The sequence below is a fragment of the Providencia sp. Marseille-Q8014 genome (assembly GCF_965112055.1).
In genome coordinates, this window is sequence record NZ_CBCOPT010000001.1 from 2,760,218 (window position 1) to 2,785,218 (window position 25,001).

At 38.3% G+C, this 25,001-nt stretch carries 16 protein-coding genes; 8 read left to right on the forward strand and 8 right to left on the reverse strand.

Annotation, left to right across the window (positions count from 1 at the left end; all coding sequences use genetic code 11):
• Positions 1–5 precede the first annotated feature (5 nt).
• The 4 genes from motB to flhD form a co-directional block, all read right to left on the reverse strand.
• On the reverse strand, positions 6–965 hold the full coding sequence (motB, locus tag ACWPW6_RS12230; protein WP_154622962.1) for a flagellar motor protein MotB: 960 nt from the start codon (positions 963–965) through the stop codon (positions 6–8).
• Positions 966–972: 7 nt separating this feature from the next.
• Positions 973–1,860 (reverse strand): flagellar motor stator protein MotA, encoded by an 888-nt coding sequence (motA, locus tag ACWPW6_RS12235; RefSeq protein WP_163862359.1) that lies wholly within the window; start codon positions 1,858–1,860, stop codon positions 973–975.
• Positions 1,861–1,956: 96 nt separating this feature from the next.
• The gene (gene flhC / locus ACWPW6_RS12240) at positions 1,957–2,544 is read right to left on the reverse strand and encodes a flagellar transcriptional regulator FlhC (RefSeq protein ID WP_154622986.1); all 588 of its coding nucleotides are present in this window, start codon (positions 2,542–2,544) and stop codon (positions 1,957–1,959) included.
• Complete coding sequence (gene flhD / locus ACWPW6_RS12245; protein WP_154622961.1) at positions 2,544–2,891, reverse strand: flagellar transcriptional regulator FlhD; 348 nt, start codon at positions 2,889–2,891, stop codon at positions 2,544–2,546. Before flhD ends, flhC begins: the two co-directional genes overlap by 1 nt.
• 1,932 nt (positions 2,892–4,823) lie before the next feature.
• Here flhD and ACWPW6_RS12250 point away from each other — a divergent pair.
• The 4 genes from ACWPW6_RS12250 to ACWPW6_RS12265 are packed head-to-tail and all read left to right on the forward strand — an operon-like array spanning position 4,824 to position 9,490.
• Positions 4,824–5,348, forward strand: coding sequence for a Csu type fimbrial protein (locus ACWPW6_RS12250; protein WP_154623039.1), 525 nt, complete (start codon positions 4,824–4,826; stop codon positions 5,346–5,348).
• 31 nt (positions 5,349–5,379) lie between these two features.
• A complete protein-coding gene (locus ACWPW6_RS12255) occupies positions 5,380–6,096 on the forward strand; it encodes a fimbrial biogenesis chaperone (RefSeq protein ID WP_249999012.1) in 717 nt (238 codons plus the stop codon).
• Complete coding sequence (locus ACWPW6_RS12260; protein ID WP_249999014.1) at positions 6,068–8,446, forward strand: fimbria/pilus outer membrane usher protein; 2,379 nt, start codon at positions 6,068–6,070, stop codon at positions 8,444–8,446. Before ACWPW6_RS12255 ends, ACWPW6_RS12260 begins: the two co-directional genes overlap by 29 nt.
• Before the next feature lie 54 nt (positions 8,447–8,500).
• Complete coding sequence (locus ACWPW6_RS12265) at positions 8,501–9,490, forward strand: Csu type fimbrial protein (protein WP_454209780.1); 990 nt, start codon at positions 8,501–8,503, stop codon at positions 9,488–9,490.
• Positions 9,491–10,201: 711 nt separating this feature from the next.
• Here ACWPW6_RS12265 and ACWPW6_RS12270 read toward each other — a convergent pair.
• Entirely contained in the window at positions 10,202–10,393 is a 192-nt protein-coding gene (locus ACWPW6_RS12270) for a hypothetical protein (RefSeq protein WP_272657456.1), read from the reverse strand.
• A 224-nt stretch (positions 10,394–10,617) separates the two neighbouring features.
• On the opposite strand from ACWPW6_RS12270, the gene cycA reads away from it, so the two are divergent.
• Both cycA and ACWPW6_RS12280 read left to right on the forward strand, forming a co-directional pair.
• Positions 10,618–12,021, forward strand: a complete 1,404-nt coding sequence (gene cycA / locus ACWPW6_RS12275; RefSeq protein WP_249999016.1) for a D-serine/D-alanine/glycine transporter — start codon at positions 10,618–10,620, stop codon at positions 12,019–12,021.
• A gap of 417 nt (positions 12,022–12,438) precedes the next feature.
• Positions 12,439–13,185 carry a glutathione S-transferase family protein gene (locus tag ACWPW6_RS12280; protein WP_249999017.1) on the forward strand — a complete coding sequence of 249 codons (747 nt, stop codon included), beginning with the start codon at positions 12,439–12,441 and terminating at the stop codon, positions 13,183–13,185.
• A gap of 244 nt (positions 13,186–13,429) precedes the next feature.
• On the opposite strand, the gene putP is transcribed toward ACWPW6_RS12280, so the two are convergent.
• Positions 13,430–14,914 (reverse strand): sodium/proline symporter PutP, encoded by a 1,485-nt coding sequence (gene putP, locus ACWPW6_RS12285; RefSeq protein ID WP_154624122.1) that lies wholly within the window; start codon positions 14,912–14,914, stop codon positions 13,430–13,432.
• Positions 14,915–15,369: 455 nt separating this feature from the next.
• Here putP and putA point away from each other — a divergent pair, with 455 nt between their 5' ends.
• Entirely contained in the window at positions 15,370–19,353 is a 3,984-nt protein-coding gene (putA, locus tag ACWPW6_RS12290) for a trifunctional transcriptional regulator/proline dehydrogenase/L-glutamate gamma-semialdehyde dehydrogenase (protein ID WP_249999019.1), read from the forward strand.
• 357 nt (positions 19,354–19,710) lie between these two features.
• Here the strand turns inward: putA and fliZ are convergent, their stop codons facing one another.
• Positions 19,711–20,223 carry a flagella biosynthesis regulatory protein FliZ gene (gene fliZ / locus ACWPW6_RS12295; RefSeq protein ID WP_154624120.1) on the reverse strand — a complete coding sequence of 171 codons (513 nt, stop codon included), beginning with the start codon at positions 20,221–20,223 and terminating at the stop codon, positions 19,711–19,713.
• Between the two features lie 1,194 nt (positions 20,224–21,417).
• On the opposite strand from fliZ, the gene ACWPW6_RS12300 reads away from it, so the two are divergent.
• A complete protein-coding gene (locus tag ACWPW6_RS12300; RefSeq protein ID WP_154621816.1) occupies positions 21,418–21,729 on the forward strand; it encodes a DUF5339 domain-containing protein in 312 nt (103 codons plus the stop codon).
• A 478-nt stretch (positions 21,730–22,207) separates the two neighbouring features.
• Here the strand turns inward: ACWPW6_RS12300 and mgtA are convergent, their stop codons facing one another.
• A complete protein-coding gene (gene mgtA, locus ACWPW6_RS12305) occupies positions 22,208–24,910 on the reverse strand; it encodes a magnesium-translocating P-type ATPase (RefSeq protein ID WP_249999021.1) in 2,703 nt (900 codons plus the stop codon).
• Positions 24,911–25,001 lie beyond the last annotated feature (91 nt).

Consider the following 25,001-nt stretch of genomic DNA (forward strand, 5'->3'; position numbering starts at 1 on the left):
CTCAATCAGTTTGAAGGTGTTGGTGTTGATATTGATGATGAATGAGCGTCCTCATTGGTTGCATTTTCTGCATTTCCAATTGAGGAAGGCTCAGGCCTTGATGAAGATTTATGTAACACTTCACTCAAGGTTGTTGCGCCATCGTATTCATGTAAGATTTGCTCCGTTTCACTTTCATTTAATACAATGATGCTAATACGGCGATTGATCGGCGCTAATCCGTTGCTTTTATCGAGATGAATACTGGAAGCCATACCAACAACCCGTAAAATCTTATCTTGGGTGAGTCCGCCAGCGATCAATTCACGGCGTGAGGCATTTGCCCTATCCGCGGAAAGTTCCCAATTGTTATAGTTTGCGCCATTGGCATACGGCAGATCATCCGTATGGCCTGAGATGCTGATCTTATTAGGAACGTCATTAAGTAACGGAGCAAGCGCGCGCAAAATATCACGCATATAAGACTCGACATGTGCCGAACCGACCATAAACATAGGACGATTTGCACTATCAACAATTTGAATACGCAACCCCTCATCAATCATATCGATCAACAAGTGAGGCTTGAGTTCATTTAATCGAGGGTCTTTGAGGATGGCTTGCTCAAGCGAACGCTTTAGTTTTTCAAACTGAAAATTAGCATGACCTTGAATCTCATTATTCGGTTCAGGCAAAACATCTCCATCACGAAATATGATGTCCTTGCCCCCTCCTGGTATTGGATTTGTCGCATCACCACTTTTCGCACCCGGATTAATCGCTGTTTTTAATGGGGTACGAAAATATTCCGCTATCTGAGTTAGCTCTTGTGGACTTGATATAGAAATCAGCCACATAACTAAAAAAAATGCCATCATCGCCGTCATAAAATCCGCATAGGCGATTTTCCAAGAGCCACCATGTCCACCTTGATGGCTTGAAACACGCTTTTTAACACGAATAATATGGGCGTTATTTGCTCTCATCGGCTGCTCACTCCTCGTTCTGAACTTGTGAACGATTACCCACTTTCACTTCACGAACCCTCTCTTCTAACTCAATAAAAGAAGGACGATCCGTGCTGTATAAAACCTTACGTCCAAATTCGACAGCGATTTGTGGTGCATACCCTTGCAATGCAGATAGGAATGTCACTTTGATGCATTCCATCATTTTGAGTTGCTCACTCGTACGTAAACGAATAAGTGCGGCAAGCGGTAAAATAAATCCATAAGCCACTAAAATACCTAAAAAAGTACCAACCATGGCATGCGCAATTAATGCCCCCAGTTCGCCAGCGGGTCGATCCGCTGAACCTAATGCATTCACCACACCTAATACTGCCGCAACGATACCGAATGCTGGCATCGAATCACCGACCATATTCAGCCCAGAAGCGGGGACTTCACTTTCTTGGCGAAAAGTTTCTAACTCTTCATCCATCAGAGCTTCTATTTCATGACTTTGAAGATTACTCGTCACCATTAGACGCAAATAATCCACCACGAACATCAGCGTAGTTTGATCTTTTAAAACGCGGGGATACTGAGAGAAAATTTCGCTTTCTTGAGGATTTTCAATATCTTTTTCAAGTGCGAGCAAGCCTTCTTGGCGTGACTTATTTAATAACTGAAACAACAATGCCATCAAATCCATCGACATTGCTTTGTTGTAGGAAGAACGGCGAAATAAGCGTGGTAACACTTTGCATAAGGCGATAATCGATTTACCACTGTTACCAACAACGAATGCACCGAAGCCAGCACCTAAAATAATAACGAATTCCGCAGGTTGATAAAGCGCTCCTAAATGCCCACCGAGCATCAAATAGCCGCCGATAACTGTACCTGTAACAATGATATATCCGATGAGTATTAACACAATATTCCCTTCAACTCAGTTATGTAACAGATGGCAGTTAAAGGGAATATAAGGAAAGTCAGGTAATCTTAAGACCTGTTGACCAAATCAATCCAATCACATTACCGCTTTAGTAATGCCATCCTGTCGATATACCGTTATATCGGCGAGATGTTCGGAAAGTTTACGTTTTTTTATTGCCCTTGATGGCGGTTGGCATAAACTGCAAGTAAAGCTATTTTCGGGTATATGTGCATAAGTAATAAAAGAGCCATGGCAACAGCTACATACAGAGCTTTGCAACATGCCGCTTTCAACAAAACGAACAAGTGTCCACGCGCGTGTTAAAGCTAATAATGGTTCTTCTGATTGTGGTGCGCATTGTTCCAAGTACAAACGATAAGCCTTTACAATGGCATCCACACCTTTGCAACGCCCTGTATTGATTAAAAACTGATAGGCGTTATAAAACATGGATGAATGGATATTCTGTTCCCATGTCATAAACCAATCTGTTGAGAACGGTAACATTCCCTTTGGTGGTGGGCACCCTCTTAACTCTTTATATAAACGAATTAACCTCCCGCGGCTAATTTGAGTCTCACTTTCTAGCATTTGGAGACGAGCACCTAAAGAAATCAGTTCCATCGCAAGGCGAATATCGCTAGCTTCTTTAACAATACTTTTTTCAGTAATGCTACTCATCATTTTCTCGCTGTTTCATTGTCATTTGCCTTGTGCGTTTGCAACAAGTGAGTTGAAAGTAATATACCTGTATGAATTTGTTGTAATTCATCTACCCTTGAGTCACGAGTTAATTTCTCTATTGTGCCACTGTTTTCAAATCTAAATTGACAGATAAGCTGGTTTGTCTCTGCTAATTTGACCAATTGAGGGAGAGAAAGATCTGCTAATGTATTCGCCATTGATTCAGAAATACCAAGCCGGAACATAGCAGAGGCCTTTTCCTGGGAGATAAGTTTTTGAGCAAGCAGTAGATATGAAAGATTAATATCGTATATATGCTTCAGAAAATCAGTTGTTGAGGTCATTTTTTTTCCTTTTAAATATTACCTACATCTACGTTCAAATAGGACAAACATGAAGTTTAAATGTGTTTCTATAACCTAATTTTTAATAATTAGAAAAATATACTAGGTGACAGTCTCCATTGCCTTTTCATGTGATTCATTAAGCGAATACCTAGTAAGGGGTATAAAATACTCAAAAATTAAAACTTAAATTAAATCTATTTCCTGAATACCTACAGACAATAATGGCAAAGCTAAAATTTGAATAAATGTCGGAATTTACCGATATCAATTTCAGTCGGTATTTATTATGCACCACTGGATTAACTATTCAAGATGCTTATGTTTCTTTTTATTCCTTTAGGGTAACAATCCATCGATTCATAAAGATTTCTTCATTATATCTTTATCTTACTCTTCCATATCTCAAATAACCGCGACACATAAGATCAACTTAAACCAAATGATAGGGTTTTAGTTGATTTTTTCACTCCTATTTATTGAATAAACAACGCAAATAACCAATCACAACATACAAAACAGGATATTGATCCATATCAAACAAAGTTATTAAGAAAGTCCAGACCAACTTCGTGGTAGGTCAAAATAACAGCTACAACAAATTTCACTTTATCTATTAAATTTCAATTAGTTCGATAAACCCAATATTATTCATTCAAAATTTCTCAACATAGAGTGGCTATTTTAAATACAGAATATTAAATGATGCATTATTAATTCCACTTAATATTTGATAAGTAAAATTTATAAATGAGATGCTATTGATTATTATTCACCCTTACTTTTTAGGGTGATTTTTACTCATAAAAGAGTAGGTCATTTTTCATATAAAACTGAATTTCTATATATGTAAATTCAGCTGACTAATATTTATTTTGGTTAAGTTAATTATTTAAAGTATTACACTTTTATTAATTACATAATAAATTTCCTTTTTACGAGTAAATTATTCTAGGCTGTTTTTTTTAATGAAATGATCAACCTACATTTCCAAAGCTACTGTCATTAAAGCTAAAAAGACAAATTATTCGCATGTTAAAAATACATTTTTTATTAATTTTTTGTTTCAATTGTTATTTCACTGTTTGTGAAAAACCATAAATTTTCAAGGATTATCCGATTAACGCTTTTTTTTAATAGAGATAAAATTTGCTTTCATAGTGGACACTAAATAGTAACCAAAAGAGATTATCAATATATGTTACTATATATTTTTATTTTAACAATCCACTCATTTCCTCAAAGGCAACATAAGTAAAATTTCTTAGTCACCATTCGACCTAACCATCAACTCTCTCTTTTCATTTCAAATTTTCATTTGAAGCGTAAATTTTGATTTTAAGACTAAATTGCTAGCTTTTTAGACATAAAAAGTGATGATGAAAATGTGAATGACATCACAATCCATTTTGGAGTTTCTGAAAATTTTCTAATTAATTCGCTCATTTTGATGAAAACTCGTGACGCAAATTCACCTTGTCATGCCCCAAAGCATTAACAAAATATTCTGCTGCTGAGTTACGCTAACTGCCATGGAAAGCTATCTACTTTACGAAACGCTTGCTATTTAATCGATTAAAAATACAAAAAAACCAAATAAAAACATAGACAAACATAAACAAGAAAATCCCCTAATAATCAGCTTTATTTGCAAACCAAAATTCAAACAACTGATTTAGTTTTCATTTTTTACTGCTTAAAATCACAATGCCGCTCAAGCAGTGTTCGTTTTTTGAACAATAAAAATGTAAACATTATTAATACGTTATCTAGAGCCTCAGGATGATCAAAGATTAAAATACAAAAAATAATGGATAATAATATTGCCTTTACTCCAATTATGATTAAACAATTAACACATCTGAGTTGTTAAAACAGAAAAACCCATGATTAATATATATCTATGCCAGAGACGGCTATGCGAGGTTTTCTATGCTATTGACAGTGAAGAAAACACAATTTCTTATTGGGTTAGCTTTTGTATCATCGCCATTTTATGGTGCTAACTTAGCAACAACGTCCTTTCAAGTACTCATGACAGTCACCAGTACTTGTCAGATCAGTGTTGGCTCAAATATCAACTTAGGATCAGTCACTTCAAATACCACCAATTTATCTTCAAGTAATATACTCAGTGTCACTTGCTCAAAAAACACACCATTTAATATTGGACTCGCTCCCTCTCTTGCAAATAAAGGTACTGACGAAGGTAGTGGCTATTTAGCACCACTCACCAATCCAACAGGCAATACAGATAGGATCCCCTATCAATTAAAGCAAACCTCTGCAACTGGCACTAATTGGGGAAATACAACAACATTATTTGATGAAGGGAATGGGGTGTCTGGAACAGGTAATGGAGAAACGCAAACTTTCACCGTTTATGCCGTGGTGACGAATGCCAATTTTACACCGGATACCTATTCTGATGTAGTTACGGTCAACGTTAATTACTAAACGTAACTGTTTCAGTATAAGGAAGAGCAAATTGATTAAATGCCCCCTTATTCTACTGTTCATCAACCTACTCGCTACTATCAGTTTTTCCAACCAGATAAGTGCGAGTGGGTTGCAAGTCACCCCCGTGACATTGACATTCACCGCGCAACAAAAAGCAGCCGGAATTTGGTTAAGTAATAATGGAAAAGACCTTATACAAGTTCAGGTGAGAACATTTATCTGGCAACAAAAGAATTTAGGTAACCAATTAACACCAACTCGAGATATCATTATTAGTCCACCAATGATAAAGCTTCTCCCCAATGAACAACAGCTTATCAGGGTTATTCGTAACAACAACCTACTAGGGAGCCAAGAACAAGCATATCGACTCTCAATTAATGAAATTCCATTACCTCAGAAAAACAGCAGTCATTTACGGCTTGTTTTACATTATTCATTGCCTATTTTTATTCAACCTTTAAACATGCCTCCTCCCAGCACGTTATTAGAATGGCAAATAAAAAAATTCCAATCCCAAAGCTATCTAGTTGTACATAACAGAGGCAATACGCATGCCCAGCTGTCAGATATTCGTTTGATAAATTGCAGAGGTAAAACGACGGTAATTAATTCAGGTTTATTAGGATACGTCTTACCGCAATCCACTATGCAATGGAATATTAAACTGACTGACCTATGCTCTGCCCCCAACAACCAAATAAAAGTTATGATCAATGGTGAGCGACAATCCTACCCCCTCTAATCGCTTTCATCATCATTACTTAGCAGATATCTCACTGCTATGCGTGATGTTTTATCCCCTATTTGTTATCGCTCAATCCGATATCACCTCTACGACAGTTGAATATGTGTTCAATGACACAACGCCATTATCAGGTACCGAACTGTATCTTGAAGTCACAATTAACCAAACTCATTTTGGTATTGCTCGTTTTGGCTACGATAATGGTCGGCTGTGTACCACGACAGAAACACTGAAACAACTGCGTTTCAAAGCAATAAAAACGCATGCTAAGACTATTTGTTTGGATGAATTAACCGGCCTTAGCTACCACTATGATCCCAACCAACAAGCCGTTGCAATTCATTCTCCTCTTTCATTATTAGAACTCGGCTCGACAACAATCGAACTTATCCCATCGGAACAAGTGCAGGCAAAATCCTCCTCTGGTGCTTTACTCAACTATGATTTACGTGTTGTAAAAAATAAAACCACTGTATTAAGTAGCTTTTCAGAATTGAGATTATTTAATCAACAAGGCTTATTTAGTACGACACAACAAACCCAAAACACGTTTGGGCACAGCGAGTTCAGCCAACCTTTTATTCGTTTAGACACAACTTGGCGTTCTTCTTTTGAAGATAAAAAACTATTTTTAAATATCGGCGATACCATAACTCGTTCACTAACTTGGTCACGAGCAACTCGGATAGCAGGGCTACAAATAGCGACTGACTTTTCTTTGCAGCCTTATATTCCAACCGCCCCGTTAATCGCTTTTTATGGCTCCGCCACACTTCCTTCAAATGTTGAGTTATATATTGATGGTATCAAACGCTATAGCGGTGAAGTTCCTATAGGTCATTTTACCTTGAACAGTTTGCCGAGCGTTAATGGAGAGGGAAATGCACAAATCATCCTGACTGATTCTCTAGGTAGAGCAAACGTGCAAAACATTTCATTCTATAATGACCAAACATTACTACGTGAAGGCATTTTTGATTGGTCCACTGAATTTGGTGTCGTACGCGAAAATTATGCCCTCCGATCTTTTGACTATGCCAATTCACCGATTGCAAGTACCACATTGCGTTATGGTATGAATAATCACTTCACTGCAAGTGCCCATTCTGAATTAACAACTGATTTAATCAATTTAGGTATTGAAGGTGATTGGATCCCAAAAATGGGAGGCGGCACAATCTCAACGGCTGTTGCCGTAAGCTCTGATTTAAATAGCCAAGGCTGGCTTTATTATGCAAGTTACTATTGGTCAAATAATCACTTTAATTTCGGGGCATCCGCCACCACTACCACCTCTAAATATCAAGATATTGCCGCAACCTATTCATCCCCACCCTATGCATTTAACGGTAATACCACTATAGGTTATCACTTTGAAACCCTTGGCAATATTAATCTATCCTATTTAGGTTTTCGTCCTCAGCATGATCATGCCATTCATTATTTAGGAGTGAGTTGGTATAAATCCCTCGGTGATAATCTATATCTTAGCGCCAGCATGAATAAAAAACTCAATGATGATAAAGAAAGCCTTTTTTATCTTGCCGCGACTCTGCTATTTGAAAATAACAAGAGTATCCGCATGACTAGCCAACACAATAAAGATGGATTCTTGCATCAAATTAATACCAATAAATCGATCACTAACGAAGGTGGATTAGGTTGGGATATAACCGCAAGTAAACAAGGTGATGAAAGCCATCATCAAATAGATATTCGTTATCTTACCGATAAAATAGATGTCAGCGCGGGTATGAATAAAATAAACCAAATGAATTCACAATATCTTGGCGCGAGTGGCGCTATAGCAACTATCGGTAATGGTTTATTTATTTCAAAATCCATCATGAACAGTTTTGCTATCGTTTCAACTAACGGTATCAGCCATATTCCAATTAAATTAGAAAACTCTATTGTTGGTATTACTGATGATGACGGGTTACTGTTAATACCGTCACTCAATAGTTATCAAAAAAATATTCTAGCTTTAGATTCCACAGACCTTCCAGCCAATATACAGGTCAAGCAATCGAGTATACAAGTCATACCTAAATACCATTCCGGTGTTTTAGCAACATTTGAACTATTAAAAACACATTCCGCACTCGTTATTCTTTCAGATGCTGAAGGAAGACTGTTGCCCGCAGGTAGCCTAGTTCAATTAAATGATCAAAAAGAAAATCTAATCACAATTGGATACGATGGAATGGCTTATTTCGATACATTACAAGAAAGCAATACGCTTTTCATTAATTACGGTAAAGAGCAATGTAGCCTCACTTTCCACTATCCCAAAACGGAGGAACTTATTCCTCAAATTGGGCCATTACGCTGCCATTCAGAGTAAGTATCCTAATACTTACTCACTATATTCAATCACAAATTGAATAGGAGATAAAAAATGTTAACTCTTCATAGAAAATATAAAATATCTTGCATTGTTTTTTTCTTATCTCTGTCTTTAAATTTACCTCGTCACGCTTATAGCCTAGCTTGCTCCATTTCAAATATTAGCACATTGAATTTTGGTCACATAATGCCTTTAACGAATAACGTGGCAACCACCTCTTTGACCTTTAATTATAGCTGTACTAAAGAAACTCTCGAAACACTTGTTGGTGCCACACTTTGTTTAAATATTGGTATCTCCAGCGTTTCTGGACAAATTACCTCTCGCCAAATGTTACCAGTTGGATTAAATAGTCCCATTAATTATCAGCTCTATCAAAATGCAAATCATAGTCTAATCTGGGGGAGTCAACATATTTCTGGCTCCAGTCCAATTATGATTAAATTAAGCTTAAACCAAGGACTAACACCTGCGACTGGTTCAGTGACTATTTACGCTCAACTATCAGTTAATCAATCAAGTGTTATTCCTGCAACTTATATTGACACTTATACCTCACTAACAGCCACCTCAACCTTAAATCTTGGTATCCTTAGTACGCCTAATAGCTGTGGTTCAATTGTTGGCCCTAGTTTTCCTTTTGTCGTAACCGCAACAATTACTGATCAATGCCTAGTATCAAGTAATGGAGACATTAATATTGGCAGTGTACAGAGCTCAACAAATAATGCTGCGGCTAGTGGCCATATTTCGGTCACTTGTACAAATACAACACCGTTTAGTATCGGACTCTTACCCTCAAATAATAATTTACAAGGTTCAGGGGTTTTACAAAGTATTTCGACTACTGAAAAAATTCCTTATCAATTAAACTCAACACCGGGGTTAAATGGCGCAACGTGGGGAAATAATCCTTTAAATTTAATTACCGATATCGGCTCGGGGATCACTAAAGACTACCCGGTTTATGTCACGGTACCATCAACAAATTATCCTCCAGGCAGTTATAGCGATACCGTCACTATTAATGTAACCTATTAAAATACCAGAGAATCATTAGCGTATTTTGCGTCACCCAGATAAGAAAAAAACAGTTCCCAAAGGTTATTCTCAAGTAATTTGTTACTTAATACACATAGATTTTTTCTAATATTTTCGCTCTTGGTTGGAAAAAATTAATATTATGAGAATTGAATAATAATTGAATAATAATTGAATAATAATTGAATGATAATTGAATGATAATTAGCCTTGTTGGTATCATATTACGATTTGTGGGATGCGCAAGCAAGCCAGAATTTGATAATACATAATCTAATTATCCGGCAATTGGCTTATTTATTATCAAAACGGTCATTACAAGGGGAGCTTCTTAGCAATCATTGCATTGTTGCGAAAGAAGAGCAGCGTTTGGCGGGCGCTCACTTTTTTATGCGTACATTGAATGGATAATTAACCGCTATTTTTCGTAGTCGGTATGAGTATTTTTTATATCCCATTTAACTTTTATAACCGTGTCGTTTTGCTGCATCAAGCAGCAAAGATTTTTTCAAGGTTAACAAAGGTATTACTCTTCAGAGTTATCAGTCATATGAAGATGACTGATTCAATAGCCCTAGTTTAGAAACATTAGTCACTCTCCCATTAGAACATTTTATGGGAATACAATATCAAGTAATCATAAACAATCGATTGCTTAATGTATTAACTCCTGATAAACGCCGAGGCTAATATTCCTGAATCTGTAGGCGATCAGTGTGATTGAAAACTAAGTAATATAACGCTTGAAATTAAGTTAAAATATCCATCAAGAATAGAACTATTCATTTCAAAAAATGCTTTCGCGATTCGATGATCGACCTCAATACTGTTTGGCTGTGGCTCAAAACCAATCGCTCTACCTACAGAGCTGACAATCCGATAAATTTGTTTAATCTCTCTCATTTAGCAGAATCTACATTATTCTGCTATTTTATTTATATAATTAAATTTTGGTTATTGATGTTAATTTGGTGTTATCTTTGGATTAAGATATCACCACTCTACTTACAATCAGTTAAGTTTTCCTTACACTGACTGAGATTTGTGTCACAATATTTATGCAAACACTGTCACACAACTAAAAATATACTGTGACCGCACTAACCAACCTCTTTGGATAAATACCGATGGAAGAAAATCAATCCTCAACATCAACACGCTCGTCTGCTGATCGGCAACAGCTAAAACGTAGCCTAAGTAACCGCCATATCCAACTTATCGCTATCGGTGGCGCGATCGGAACTGGGCTATTCATGGGTTCTGGGAAAACCATTTCACTCGCGGGCCCTTCAATCATATTTGTCTATATGATTATTGGCTTCATGCTCTTCTTTGTCATGCGAGCCATGGGCGAATTATTACTTTCCAACCTCAATTACAAATCCTTTAGTGATTTTTCATCCGACCTCATTGGTCCTTGGGCTGGCTTTTTTGTCGGCTGGACTTATTGGTTTTGTTGGGTCATTACAGGTATTGCCGATATTGTCGCCATTACATCCTATGTCAGTTTTTGGGTCCCCGATTTCCCTGAATGGGTGACCTCTTTTATTTGCGTTGTCGTTCTATTAACGCTGAATTTAGTGTCTGTCAGGCTATTTGGTGAACTCGAATTCTGGTTTGCCATGATCAAGATTGTTGCCATTGTCACGCTCATCGCCGTTGGTGGCACTTTAATCGCCATGAACTTTCAATCACCGGCAGGTCATACTGCATCATTAAGTAATATTTGGAATGATGGCGGCATGTTCCCGATGGGAATGAGTGGCTTTTTCGCGGGCTTCCAAATCGCCATTTTTGCCTTTGTAGGAATAGAATTGGTCGGCACTGCCGCAGCAGAAACCCGTGATCCTGAGAAATCTCTGCCAAAAGCAATTAATGCTATTCCTTTTAGGATCATTACCTTTTATGTGTTATCGCTGATTGTGATTATGGCGGTAACGCCATGGCGCACAATTTTAGCGGATAAAAGCCCATTTGTTGAAATGTTTGTATTGATTAGCTTACCGGCAGCTGCGAGTATTGTTAACTTTGTTGTACTGACATCAGCAGCCTCTTCGGCTAATAGTGGCGTCTTTTCAACCAGCCGCATGCTATTTGGCCTATCAAAAGAAGGCGATGCACCAAAACAGTTTAGTCGTTTATCAAAAAAAGCTGTTCCAGCCACGGGACTGATCTTTACCTGTATTTGTCTCAGCTTTGGTATCGTACTGATCTATTTTATTCCTGATATCATGCATGCTTTTACATTAGTCACGACTGTATCAGCGATCCTATTTATGTTTATCTGGAGTATGATCTTATACAGTTACCTCAAATTTAGAAAACATCGCCCACAGCTCCATAAAGCTTCACTTTATAAAATGCCTGCGGGTATTGTGATGTCTTGGATTTGTTTGGCTTTCTTCGCATTTATGGTAGTGCTACTGGCATTTCAGCATGATACAAGACAAGCACTGATCGCGACTCCTGTCTGGCTTATCATTCTATTAATTGGTTACCAAGTCGTTAAACGCCGTAAGAAAACGCATTAAAGACCAGATAGTAAAGCGCTACTATAAAATTGAATATGTTATTCAAATAGCTTAAAAGGCCTGAATTCAAGACACTCCTGAACTCAGGCCTTTTAACTTTTATCGACTTCGTAATACCTTATGCATTCATACCTATAGCCTATCGATATGGCTATTTCTGAACCAAATATCATCAGCTCAATCTTCTTCATCTGTGCTAGTACATTTTCAATGCACTTTTTCCTAACCGTACAAGCACCTTTTATTAATGCCGCCGTTTACTTAAGTTAGTGTAGAGAATAAATATCGACAGATTATTAAGCAGTTGAGCTGTTATTTATTAATTTATTTTGGTATTACATTGAAAGAGATAAGTCATAAACATGATCGTAAAGTTCACTTTATGTCTAATGAGCAACGTTAAATTAAAGGTAAAAAATGACAAATTTATCCGCATTGACTATTTTTCATGATCCTACCTCAGAGCCAAGTAGAGCAGTTCACTGGCTTTGTATTGAGGCTAATATTCCCATCGATATCAAATACACGTGGTTGACGCGAGGAGAACATCTTTCTAAGGCGTTTTTAGCCGTCAATCCGTTGCATCAGATACCCGCAATGCAGCACAACGACTTTTGCCTTTCCGAAGCAACGGCAATCATGAACTACCTTACCGATATTCACGGTTGTAGTGATAAATGGTTTGGAGCGAACCATAGATCTAAGGCTGTCATCAATAAACATTTATCTTGGTATCATACGAATCTTCGTAAAATTTCAACATTGGAATATTTTCTTCCCGTACTATTAATGCCTGCATATCTTGGGATAGCAAAACCCTCAGCAATTGAGATTGAAGCTAAATTAAATGCACTTCATGCTATGTTTAAAAATTTAGATTTTCTGCTTGAAGGCAAAGATTTCTTATCTGGAAATGATATTTCCGCCGCAGATTTACTCTATGCTTGCGATATTTTTGCTTTAAGGATTGACCCCAATTTTAAGCAAATAATAGAAAGATACCCTAATATCTGTGGCTGGTTAACAAAGCTCGAGTCAAGGCCTAGTTATAAGCTTTCACATAAAGCATGGGATTACATTGTTCCACAAATACTGGCACTAAGCGGGGGTTCTAAAGGGTCTCCAGCGTGGATAGCTGATACTTGTGAACAAGTCATCGGGTAACAAAAGCGGATAAGCGGTTTAGACAAGTCTAAAGGAAACAAACTGAGCGCCTTACTCAAAGTTGATTATTTTTACCATCACTTGCGGTGAATAAACATCCCCACAAGCTCAGATTTGAATGCTCAAAAAATAAGGCTATACAAAATAAAATCAATGAACAATATTCAATAGTCATTTTCTATTTGCTCATAAAAAACCCCCAGCAGTTGATTACCCAACTACTGGGGGGACTTTATTTTATAAATTACTTCGTTTTATATTCCGCCTCAGCTTGTTCGAAACGCGCCTGAGCAGCAGCACTTGGTGCCTTTGTTAATAGGCTAACAAGGACAATTGCAATAGTCGCAAGAATAAAGCCAGGAATAATTTCATACAGTGCAAACCACTTGTACTTCATCCAAACTAATACTGTGACAGCTCCAACTATCATCCCTGCAAGAGCCCCTGTTCGTGTCATGCGCTTCCACAATACTGACATTAAGACAACGGGACCAAAAGCAGCACCAAAACCAGCCCATGCATTACTAACCAGTGCCAGAACTTTGCTATCAGGGTCTCTTGCGATGTAGATCGCAATCGCTGCCACTAACAGAACCATTAAACGACCAACCCAAACGAGTTCTTTCTGGCTTGCTTTTTTACGAATGAATGGCTTATACAAATCTTCAGTTAAAGCACTTGCGCATACTAATAATTGGCAACTTAATGTACTCATAACCGCGGCTAAAATAGCGGATAATAAGATACCGGCAATCCAAGGATTAAAGAGTATCCCCGCTAGCTCCATGAAAATACGCTCATTATTCCCCATAACCGAAGAGGCTAATGCAGGATTCATTTCAAAATAAGCAATACCAAAGAAACCAACAGCCGTCGTTCCACCAAGACACAAAATCATCCAAGTCATACTGATACGACGAGCAGAACGGATAGTACGATGAGAATCCGCAGCCATAAAGCGAGCTAAAATATGTGGTTGCCCGAAATAGCCTAGCCCCCACCCTAATAGCGAGATAATGGCAACAAAATTCAACCCTTTAAACATATCTAAATATTCAGGGTTTTTAGCTTTAATCACCTCAATTGCGGTATCGGCACCGCCTAATGAGAAGATGATCACGATAGGCGTTAAAATCAATGCGAATATCATTAACGAGGCTTGGACGGTATCTGTCCAACTTACCGCTAAGAATCCCCCTAGGAATGTATATGCGATTGTTGCTAATGCCCCAAGCCACATTGCTTTTTCGTAGCTAATATTAAAAGTACTTTCAAACAATAGGCCACCAGCGACAACACCAGAAGCACAGTAGATGGTAAAGAACACTAAAATGACAACAGCGGAGATAATACGCAAAATTTTACTATTATCTTCAAAGCGACTAGTAAAATAATCAGGCAAGGTTAACGCATTATTATTTTTCTCAGTTTGAACGCGTAAACGCCCAGCGACAAATAGCCAATTGAGGTAAGCGCCTAAACTCAATCCTATCGCAATCCAAGCTTCCGAAATACCCGCGAGGAAAATAGCGCCAGGTAACCCCATTAGCAACCACCCACTCATGTCGGAGGCACCGGCCGATAAGGCTGTTACCACGCTACCCAAACTTCGCCCGCCTAAAATATAATCATCAAAATTTTTCGTTGAGCGATAAGCTAAATAGCCAATAAGTAACATGCCAGTAATATATACGATGAACATAATGATCATCGGAGTGCTTACAGTCATCCGTCTTCTCCATAGAATAGTTATTCTTTTTTGGTTTGTTGCACTAAATTGCACGTCAACAAATTAAATTATAAATTTATGTGTCTTGTGTTTGTGTTGTGTTGCACTTAATAAAAAATATCACCTTAGCATGCTAGACAAACTCATTTACATTTAACAAGAAATTAACGCCATTTTATTCCATAAACGATACCCATATCACAAATGTTAAATTAGTGGTACTAAAGTTAATAGATTGATTAACATTCCACTCATTAAGGGGTTAAATTCAACCGATTGATTTTCAATAAAAAATTAATTTGTTATTATTGACCATCTCATTTAACAAATAAAAATACGATATATTTCACAATTCCTTTAGAATAGGCTTTAACAACGTTGCACAAAGTTGCAACATCATGCTATTGATGTGTAACTTTTTTGTTTCTAGTAGCTAATTATTTAGAGGAAATGGGATGAGTAGTACGACAACTATGGGTGTGAGACTTGATGAAGCGACTCGTGAACGCATTAAAACTGCTGCTCAACGTCTTGACCGCACGCCGCATTGGCTAATTAAGCAAGCCATATTCAATTATCTTGAACAGCTTGATAATCAGCAGTTCATCCCTGAGATCTCCGCAGGACAAGATAACAAAGACGGCCAAATATCAGAAGAAGAATCACTAACAGAATCGAATTATCAGCCTTTTTTGGATTTTGCTGAACATATTTTACCCCAATCGGTTAAACGCTCAGCGATTACATCCGCTTATCGCATTCCTGAAACGCAAGCACTTCCCATGTTATTGCAACAAGCGCAATTGCCCGCTGAACAAGCCGATGCAGCACACCAGTTGGCTTACTCCATAGCGGAAAAACTACGTAACCAAAAAAATGGCATTGGTCGTTCTGGATTAGTTCAAGGCTTATTACAAGAGTTTTCACTTTCTTCACAAGAAGGTGTTGCGCTCATGTGCTTAGCTGAAGCGCTATTACGTATCCCAGATAAAGCAACACGTGACGCACTGATCCGAGATAAAATCAGTACGGGTAATTGGCAATCCCATTTAGGGCAAAGTAGCTCAATGTTTGTCAATGCAGCAACTTGGGGCTTATTGTTCACTGGTAAATTAGTTTCTACACATAATGAAGCAAAACTCTCTAGCTCTTTAAACCGTATTATTAGTAAGAGTGGTGAACCATTAATCCGCAAAGGCGTTGATATGGCGATGCGCTTGATGGGTGAGCAGTTTGTTACTGGTGAAACTATCGCACAAGCATTAGCAAATGCTCGGAAACTGGAAGAAAAAGGGTTTCGCTACTCTTATGACATGTTAGGTGAAGCAGCACTAACAGAAAAAGATGCCCAAGATTATATGGTGTCATACCAACAAGCTATTCATGCAATCGGTAAAGCATCTAATGGCCGAGGCATCTATGAAGGCCCAGGCATTTCTATTAAATTATCTGCCTTGCATCCCCGCTATAGTCGCGCACAATATTCGCGCGTCATGGAAGAGTTGTATCCTCGTTTATTATCATTAGTGCTACAAGCACATCAATATGATGTGGGGATCAATATCGATGCGGAAGAAGCAGATCGCTTAGAAATCTCACTCGATTTACTCGAAAAACTCTGTTTCGAGCCTAAACTTGCCGGTTGGAATGGGATTGGCTTCGTCATCCAAGCCTACCAAAAGCGCTGCCCATTTGTAATCGACTCTATTATTGATCTTGCAGAACGCAGTAAGCGTCGATTAATGATCCGTCTAGTTAAAGGGGCTTATTGGGATAGCGAGATCAAACGCGCACAAGTTGATGGCTTAGAAGGTTATCCTGTTTATACACGTAAGGTCTATACTGACGTTTCATATCTGGCTTGTGCTCGTAAATTATTGTCTGTTCCAAACCTTATCTATCCACAGTTTGCAACACATAACGCTCATACCCTCGCTGCTATCTATCAAATTGCAGGGAAAAATTACTATCCAGGCCAATACGAGTTCCAATGCTTACATGGCATGGGGGAGCCGCTATACGAACAAGTGGTTGGAAAAGTTGCTGACGGCAAGCTTAATCGTCCTTGCCGTATTTACGCGCCAGTTGGTACTCATGAAACGTTGTTAGCCTATTTGGTTCGTCGTCTACTCGAAAATGGAGCTAACACTTCATTTGTTAACCGTATTGCGGATGCAACGATTCCTCTTGATGAGTTAGTTGCTGACCCAGTGAAAGAAGTAGTTGAGCTTTCTAAAGTCGAAGGACAAATTGGTTTACCGCATCCTAAAATTGCATTACCTCGTGATCTTTATGGCCAGTGTCGCGTCAATTCAATGGGGCTGGATCTGTCAAATGAGCACCGTTTAGCTTCACTTTCTAGCGCTCTTTTAACGGCTGCAATGCAGGAAAAATTAGCTCAGCCACTGTTAGGAGGGGATTATCAAACTACGGAAGCAGCCGAAAACAGAGTGCCTGTCATTAATCCTGCCTGCCATTCCGATATTGTTGGTCACGTGCGTGAAGCAACGTTAGAGGAAGCTGAATATGCATTAAATATCGCCAGTGATGCCGGTGCGATTTGGTTTGCTACTCCACCTTCAGAGCGTGCGGCGATATTACTACGTGCCGCTGATATCATGGAGCAACAGCTACAGCCATTGTTAGATGTGCTTGTTCGTGAGGCGGGTAAAACCTACGCGAATGCGATTTCAGAAGTTCGAGAAGCCGTCGATTTCCTCAATTATTATGCAACTCAAGTCAGAGATGATTTTGATAACAATACGCATCGACCACTAGGTCCTGTCGTCTGTATTAGCCCATGGAACTTCCCATTAGCTATTTTTACAGGGCAAATAGCGGCAGCATTAGCGGCAGGTAATACCGTATTAGCAAAACCGGCGGAGCAAACTCCTCTTATAGGCTCAATTGCAATATCGATACTCCATCAGGCGGGTATTCCACGTGAAGTATTGCAATTTTTACCGGGTAAAGGGGAAACTATCGGCGCGAAACTGGTTGGTGATACAAGAGTTCGTGGCGTTATGTTTACTGGTTCTACTGAGGTGGCAGGTTTATTGCAACGTAACATTGCAGGCAGGCTGGATGCTCAAGGCCGCCCAACACCACTCATTGCCGAGACGGGCGGGTTGAATGCGATGATCGTGGATTCATCAGCCTTAACGGAGCAAGTTGTCACCGATGTGGTCGCTTCCGCGTTCGATAGTGCGGGTCAACGCTGTTCGGCTTTACGTATTTTGTGTGTTCAGGAAGATGTCGCGGATCGCACAATACGTATGCTTAAAGGTGCGATGGAAGAGTGCCGTATGGGGAATCCTGAGCATCTGTATACTGACATTGGGCCTGTCATTGATAGCGAAGCTAAAGAGAATATTGAGCAACATATTCAACAAATGCGTAGCAAAGGCAAAGAGGTGTTCCAAGCCGTATTCAATCATAATGAGGATCTCCATGAGCAATCTGAAGGTACTTATGTGAAACCAACATTGATTGAATTGGATAACGTCAGTGAACTGAAAAAAGAAATCTTTGGTCCTGTGCTACATGTTGTTCGTTACAAACGAGAACAACTCGTTGATATTATTGAGCAGATCAATGCTGCGGGTTATGGATTAACGTTAGGCGTTCATACTCGAATTGATGAAACCATCAACCAAGTCGTTGCAAGAGCCAAAGTTGGCAACCTGTATGTTAACCGGAATATGGTTGGTGCGGTTGTCGGTGTTCAACCATTTGGTGGTGAAGGTCTGTCGGGTACTGGACCGAAAGCGGGTGGACCACTCTATCTGTATCGATTATTAAGTGAGCGTCCAGATAATGCTGTCTCTCGTACGCTCGAAAGACAAGATAGCGAGCTTGCACTAGATGCCACTGCACGCCCTATTCTACTTGAGTCTTTCAATGCCCTTTCTACATGGTTAGAGAAACAAGAACACCATATAGAATCTGAAGTCTTAGAGCAATTTGCACGCCATGCACAAGCAGGTACATCACGTTTACTACCGGGACCTACGGGTGAAAAGAACACGTATACCTTAACACCACGTGGCACGATTTTATGTCTTAGTGATAATGAAAAAGACTGTTTAGTGCAATTGGCTGGGGTTCTTGCCAGCGGCTGCCAAGCATTATGGCCTGAAAGTGAGATCCACCAAAAGCTCTACAAATCACTGCCTGAAAAAGTGCGTCATGCAGTTGCAATGACAAAAAATTGGCAAGAACATCATGGCCATATTGAAGCCGTTATTTATCATGGTGACAGTGACCAACTCAAAGTTGTCTGCGAGAGTATCGCTCAACGTAAAGGCCCAATCATTTCAGTACAAGGTTTCGAGCGTGGTGAAACCAACTTATTACTTGAAAGATTAGTCCATGAACGTTCATTGAGCATCAATACCGCAGCAGCAGGTGGTAATGCAAGCCTAATGACCATTGGCTAATTAAAAACGCCTGAGCCTAGTTAATATTAGGTTCAGGCGTCGTTTTATTTATTTGCTTCCTACCTTCCCGTCATGCCCTTTATTATTTCAACCCAATCTGTATTGTTCTTTTAATAACCAGATATTCAATATTGGTAATTAATAATATTGAGCTAAGATTGAATCTAAATAATTATCCATTGTGGTTAGTACTTATTCTTAATATGACCATCACAATAGACAGTTCTAATTAACCTCGATTAATGACGAAGAAAATCACTATATTCATTAGAAACAAAAAGGTGCCCATAATGGACACCTGACGTACTATAACCGTATTGCACTGAACAAGTTGTTAACTAGGTTCTTTGCTATGGATTAATTTTTCTCTGATTCCCAATACAAGTATTGCTCATATTTACGTAGCGCAATATTGTAGTTGCTAAAAGCAGATTCAGTCATTTTATCGCTTAATTGCTCTTGAATTTTGCTCGCTGTAAACTCTTTCATTGAAAAATTAGACGATGAGAGAAGTTCATCAAGACGGCGCAAACGAACAACATATTCGCGAACTGTGCTGTGGCTCATTTCAGTCTGTAAGAATAAATACTGTTTAAATGACATGATGTCAAAGAAATCAGTATTACTATTGCAATAAATTTCACTGCAAAAACGACAAAGTGCGGTAAATTTATCTTGTAATTCAACCCATGTATTTTCATCGACTAGCTCGGTCATCTCCGCAATAGCTTCTTTATTCAAGATGCTATCATTAAAGACTAGAGAGATACGATCCAGTGTTTTATGACAATGTGCACAATGAGTTTGGCTGTGTTTAAAGTCTTTGATATAACGACTCAGCGGCCGTTTCTTAACAATAGAAGCAGACATGATGATAAAGCCCTGTGTGTAAGTCTAAAATTAAAATTGTAACGTGGTATCCACGCTACATACTTAGCATGCCCATAGCATTATTATTTATCCGCTATGTTGCATAATAATACAGATTTATCTGTATCAAGCTCTTTTGCTTTCTCTTAAGAGACTAGTTCATACTAAAAATACACGGTATGAGCTATTTTCCCTCTGTGAAATGCATTCTATCGCGTCTATCACTCTTTGGCGAATTTCTGCGAAGACTAGAGTTTGGTACGAATTTGATTTAGCGTCAACCTATTAAACCAGTCATTTATTGCCTTTGCACAGAATAAAATCACAATAAAGCATTATAAGTCGCTAACTATACCAACAGTTAAAGTGATGACTTTACCCGATAATCAACCGAGCATTCAATAAAAATTTAATTTATAAATCAGTTTGATAGTTAAATTGGCGTTAAAATAGTAAAAATGTGAAGTAACTCACCTAACATAACCAAAATTTAACTATTCTCTGCGTAGATATTAATTTTTTAAATAGCTCATAAGCTGATATAAAAGAAAAGTTGTAAATTTAATTTTACATTTATGTGCTTATTAAGCATATGAATTTATTTTTTTAACATATGCAAAAAAGTTATAGCTCATAACCAAAAGATATATCTAATTTATAGATTATAATTTCACCCCAAACAGCCATCTGAGATATTAATTTATTTTTTTAAGTAAATTTACCCATTCACTTATTAAGGTCGTTACACTGATATCACTCATACCACATCGCTAATATACGACACCTATAAATTGATACCATCCACATTTTCTGTGGGTAAATTCACGCTCAGTCTGTGGATAACTTTCTTGATTCATGGTGATACCACGCCTTAAGCAAATTGAATAAAAAACAGTCGACTTATATTAAAATATTCCCATTACTGCAAATGCCCCGCTTGTGATAACAACAGACAACATTATCTTGTCAATGGCCTATGTTATTACGGCATCTTGTAATATATTTTCAATACATCACACTCATCTTTTAGATTAAAATGCCAAATATCTTGGCTCATAGATTTTAGATATCAGTTTTAAGCTAACTTATAAGGTATTTTTCGAGTTATTTTTTAGGATTTGTTACGTTTGATATCGAGAAAAACTTTTATATACTCCCTCTGCTACTTCAAAAATAAATAATTTAAGGTTGATTATGAAAAAGTTAATTCTAGCTTGCGGTATGGGTTTAATGGCATTAACGATCACAGCTTGTTCTGATGAAGAGAAAAAATCAGAAGTTGCGGGTGCAACAGAAACTTGTAATACCTACTTTGCTGAGATTGATTCTCTGATTGCAAAAGCGTCTGAAAATCCAGAAGCAAAAGCTCAATTAGATGCTATGAAAGGCCAATTAGAAGAAGGTAAAAAACAAGTTGCAGCACTACCTAAAGATCAGCAAGATAAAGCTTGCCAACAAGGTATTGATGCAATGAAACAAATGAAATCTGCTTTAGGCCTACAGTAATAAGATTTCTCTATACCATGGGGCTATAGATATATGGCTCCATATTTTTATAATGAGAGTACAATCGCAAGCCTTCAAATATTGTCTCGTCCTGTCTCCCTTCATACTCAATTATAACAATAAAAATGGCTTATTATAATTTCCTGAAAATCGGCCATTCAATAATGATAAAAAATAGCGTCATCATGCTGAACTGTTGAGTACCCAGAAAATAGTTTCTCAAAGCCTATTCTACCCCCCCTATCGAAGAGATGTTTCTCATATTATTTTTAATAATCATCCTGTATTCAGTAAAAATGTCCCAGTATAAAAATATGTCACAAATACACTGTTATTATTAAAGCTGTTCAAGGCAGTAAATTGAATGAAGACTACCCTGTTGTTATTATCTTTCAAAACAAGCAAATGACGCTTTAATCTCTGTATTTAGCTGAGTAGTAAGGCGATTAAAATAGCCTTACTACCACGTTTTAATTATCTACAACCAAGTACCAAAACGTTTTATGTAAAACTGTTTCATTAGCTGTGCAACAACACAATAACTGACTAACGTTAACACTAGCCAAGGGAAATATTCTATTGGCAATGGTTGTAATCCGATCCACTCACCGAATGGGGAGAACGGAATATAAAGACCAAGCGCCATTATCAACCCTGTGGTTAATAAGACGGGTAACGCCGCAGTGCTTTGAATAAACGGTATTTTTTGCGTACGTAACATATGAACAACTAAGGTTTGTGATAATAGCCCTTCAACAAACCAACCTGATTGGAATAATGCTTCATGAGCAACACTATTAGCTTGGAAAACGTACCACATCAAAGCAAAGGTAGTAATATCAAAAATGGATGATGTAGGACCTACCCATACCATAAAACGGCCTATGTTTTTTGCATCCCATTTGCGTGGACGTTTTAAAAACTCTTTATCCATTTTATCCCAAGGCAAAGCCAGTTGGGAAATATCATATAACAAGTTTTGTACTAATAGATGAATCGCTAACATCGGTAAGAATGGAATAAAGGCGCTAGCGATCAAAACAGAAAATACGTTACCAAAGTTAGAACTTGCCGTCATATTTAGGTATTTAATGATATTGCCAAAGGTTTCTCGTCCTTTAATCACACCTTGTTCCAATACCATTAAATCTTTTTCTAACAAAATAATATCAGCAGATTCTTTTGCAATATCAGTTCCTGTATCAACGGAAATCCCCACATCTGCATCACGTAATGCCGGTGCATCATTGATTCCATCACCTAAGAAACCCACGGTATGACCATTGGCTTGCAATATTTTTAAAATTCTGGACTTTTGTAATGGTGTTAGCTTACAAAATACCGAGACTTGCTCAACTTTCTGTTTTAATTCTGTATCTGACATAGCCTCAACTTCAAGGCCAGTCATAATCTCACTCACATTTAAACCTACATCGTGACAGATCTTTTCCGTAATAATGGCGTTGTCACCCGTTAATACTTTTACGGTCACACCATTTTCACGTAAAGCTGCAATCGCTGAAATTGCGCTTTCTTTCGCCGGATCAAGAAACGTTAAAATACCACGCAATTCTAACTGTTGTTCCGCAACGGCAGAAAGTGGCAAACTGGCTTCATCATTATTTAGTGAGCGAGTGGCCAATAGCAACACGCGAAAACCTTGTCGATTATAATCACTGACTAATTCGGTAATCTGTTGTTTCGCTTGGGAGTCAAGTTGCTGAGATTGACCATTGTGTTGATAACTCGTACATACAGCAAGCATCTCTTCTGCTGCACCCTTACATATTAATAGTGCCTCTCCTGCTGGGGTCCTCACCGATACAGAGAGCTTACGACGAATAAAATCAAAGGGAAGTTCATCAATTTTTTGATAAGCACGCAATTGCTCTATTGCATTTTTTCCTCTGCCGCGCCGAATGATCGCTTGGTCCATCATATTCTTAGCACCGCTTTGGTTAAAACTATTCAACCATGCCAGTTGCAAAACTTGATTATCTTTTTCACCGTTACTTCCTAAATAATGTTCTAAAATAATCCTATCCTGCGTTAATGTGCCTGTTTTATCAGTACAAAGTACATCCATTGCCCCAAAGTTTTGAATCGCATTGAGCCTTTTTACAATCACCTTATGTTTAGACATAGCAATTGCGCCCTTGGCTAGATTTGAACTGACAATCATAGGTAGCATTTCAGGCGTTAAGCCAACCGCAACAGCCAGAGAGAATAACGTTGCCTCAAACCAATCACCTTTTGTAAAACCATTAATAAGTAAAACAATAGGCACCATAACCAACATAAAGCGAATGAGTAACCAACTAACGCTGTTGACTCCACGATCAAACGCCGTTTGCGCACGACTACCAACAATCGATTTGGCCAGTGAGCCAAGATAGGTTTTTGCGCCCGTTGCTACAACGATCCCTCTCGCTGTTCCACTGGTCACATTGGTTCCCATCAAACAAATATTAGAGATTTCCAACAATTCATTTTCGGTTGGTGAGATGGGATCAATGCTTTTCGCACTGACATCCCCCAGCGTGTCATATTTTTCTACTGGTATCGACTCCCCAGTTAATATCGCCTGACTAATAAATAGATCGCGAGACTCAACCAGTTTTAGATCTGCTGGAACCATATCCCCAGCAGATAACAAGACAATATCTCCTGGAACCAAGCACTTGATGGGAACTTCCTTGCGTACTGAACGCCCTGTTTTATTGTCTCGACGGAACACCGTTGCGGTGGTACGAACAAGGGATTTCAACGCTTCAGCAGCCTTATTGGTTCGATATTCCTGCCAAAACCTTAATAATCCGCTTAATAACACCATGGTGACAATAATAATAACGCCTGTTAAATCAGTTTCTTCACCTTGGCGTTCAGGGATGAAATAGTCAGTGAAAAAACTCACTATTGCCAATGTCATTAAGACAAAAATGAAAGGATTTTTAAATGAGGAGAGGAGCTGCTTCCACGCTGGAGGGGCTTTCTCATGGGCAACTTCATTTTCGCCCTGTTCAACTAATCGATCGAGTGCCTCATTATCTGTCAAACCTAATAAATTAGTTTGATATTCATTAAGCACTTGTTCCATTGTTTTGTTGGCTTGTTCGCCAACAATATATTTTTGGCGCGCAGTGGTCTTGGCACTTTTGCGCGGATGCCTGATTTCAGTCATAACGTTTATCTCTAATACGGTATTTACCGTGCTAATTGAACGCTATCTAACTGAAAATAAATTATTTATTCATAGCTAGATAGCTCCCATT

Coding starts and splice junctions, on each gene's coding strand:
- motB (WP_154622962.1), bottom strand. CDS start 965: ATGAGAGCAAATAACGCCCATATTATTCGTGTTAAAAAGCGTGTTTCA.
- flhC (WP_154622986.1), bottom strand. CDS start 2,544: ATGAGTAGCATTACTGAAAAAAGTATTGTTAAAGAAGCTAGCGATATT.
- flhD (WP_154622961.1), bottom strand. CDS start 2,891: ATGACCTCAACAACTGATTTTCTGAAGCATATATACGATATTAATCTT.
- ACWPW6_RS12250 (WP_154623039.1), top strand. CDS start 4,824: ATGCTATTGACAGTGAAGAAAACACAATTTCTTATTGGGTTAGCTTTT.
- ACWPW6_RS12260 (WP_249999014.1), top strand. CDS start 6,068: ATGGTGAGCGACAATCCTACCCCCTCTAATCGCTTTCATCATCATTAC.
- ACWPW6_RS12265 (WP_454209780.1), top strand. CDS start 8,501: ATGTTAACTCTTCATAGAAAATATAAAATATCTTGCATTGTTTTTTTC.
- ACWPW6_RS12270 (WP_272657456.1), bottom strand. CDS start 10,393: ATGAGAGAGATTAAACAAATTTATCGGATTGTCAGCTCTGTAGGTAGA.
- cycA (WP_249999016.1), top strand. CDS start 10,618: ATGGAAGAAAATCAATCCTCAACATCAACACGCTCGTCTGCTGATCGG.
- ACWPW6_RS12280 (WP_249999017.1), top strand. CDS start 12,439: ATGACAAATTTATCCGCATTGACTATTTTTCATGATCCTACCTCAGAG.
- putP (WP_154624122.1), bottom strand. CDS start 14,914: ATGACTGTAAGCACTCCGATGATCATTATGTTCATCGTATATATTACT.
- putA (WP_249999019.1), top strand. CDS start 15,370: ATGAGTAGTACGACAACTATGGGTGTGAGACTTGATGAAGCGACTCGT.
- fliZ (WP_154624120.1), bottom strand. CDS start 20,223: ATGTCTGCTTCTATTGTTAAGAAACGGCCGCTGAGTCGTTATATCAAA.
- ACWPW6_RS12300 (WP_154621816.1), top strand. CDS start 21,418: ATGAAAAAGTTAATTCTAGCTTGCGGTATGGGTTTAATGGCATTAACG.
- mgtA (WP_249999021.1), bottom strand. CDS start 24,910: ATGACTGAAATCAGGCATCCGCGCAAAAGTGCCAAGACCACTGCGCGC.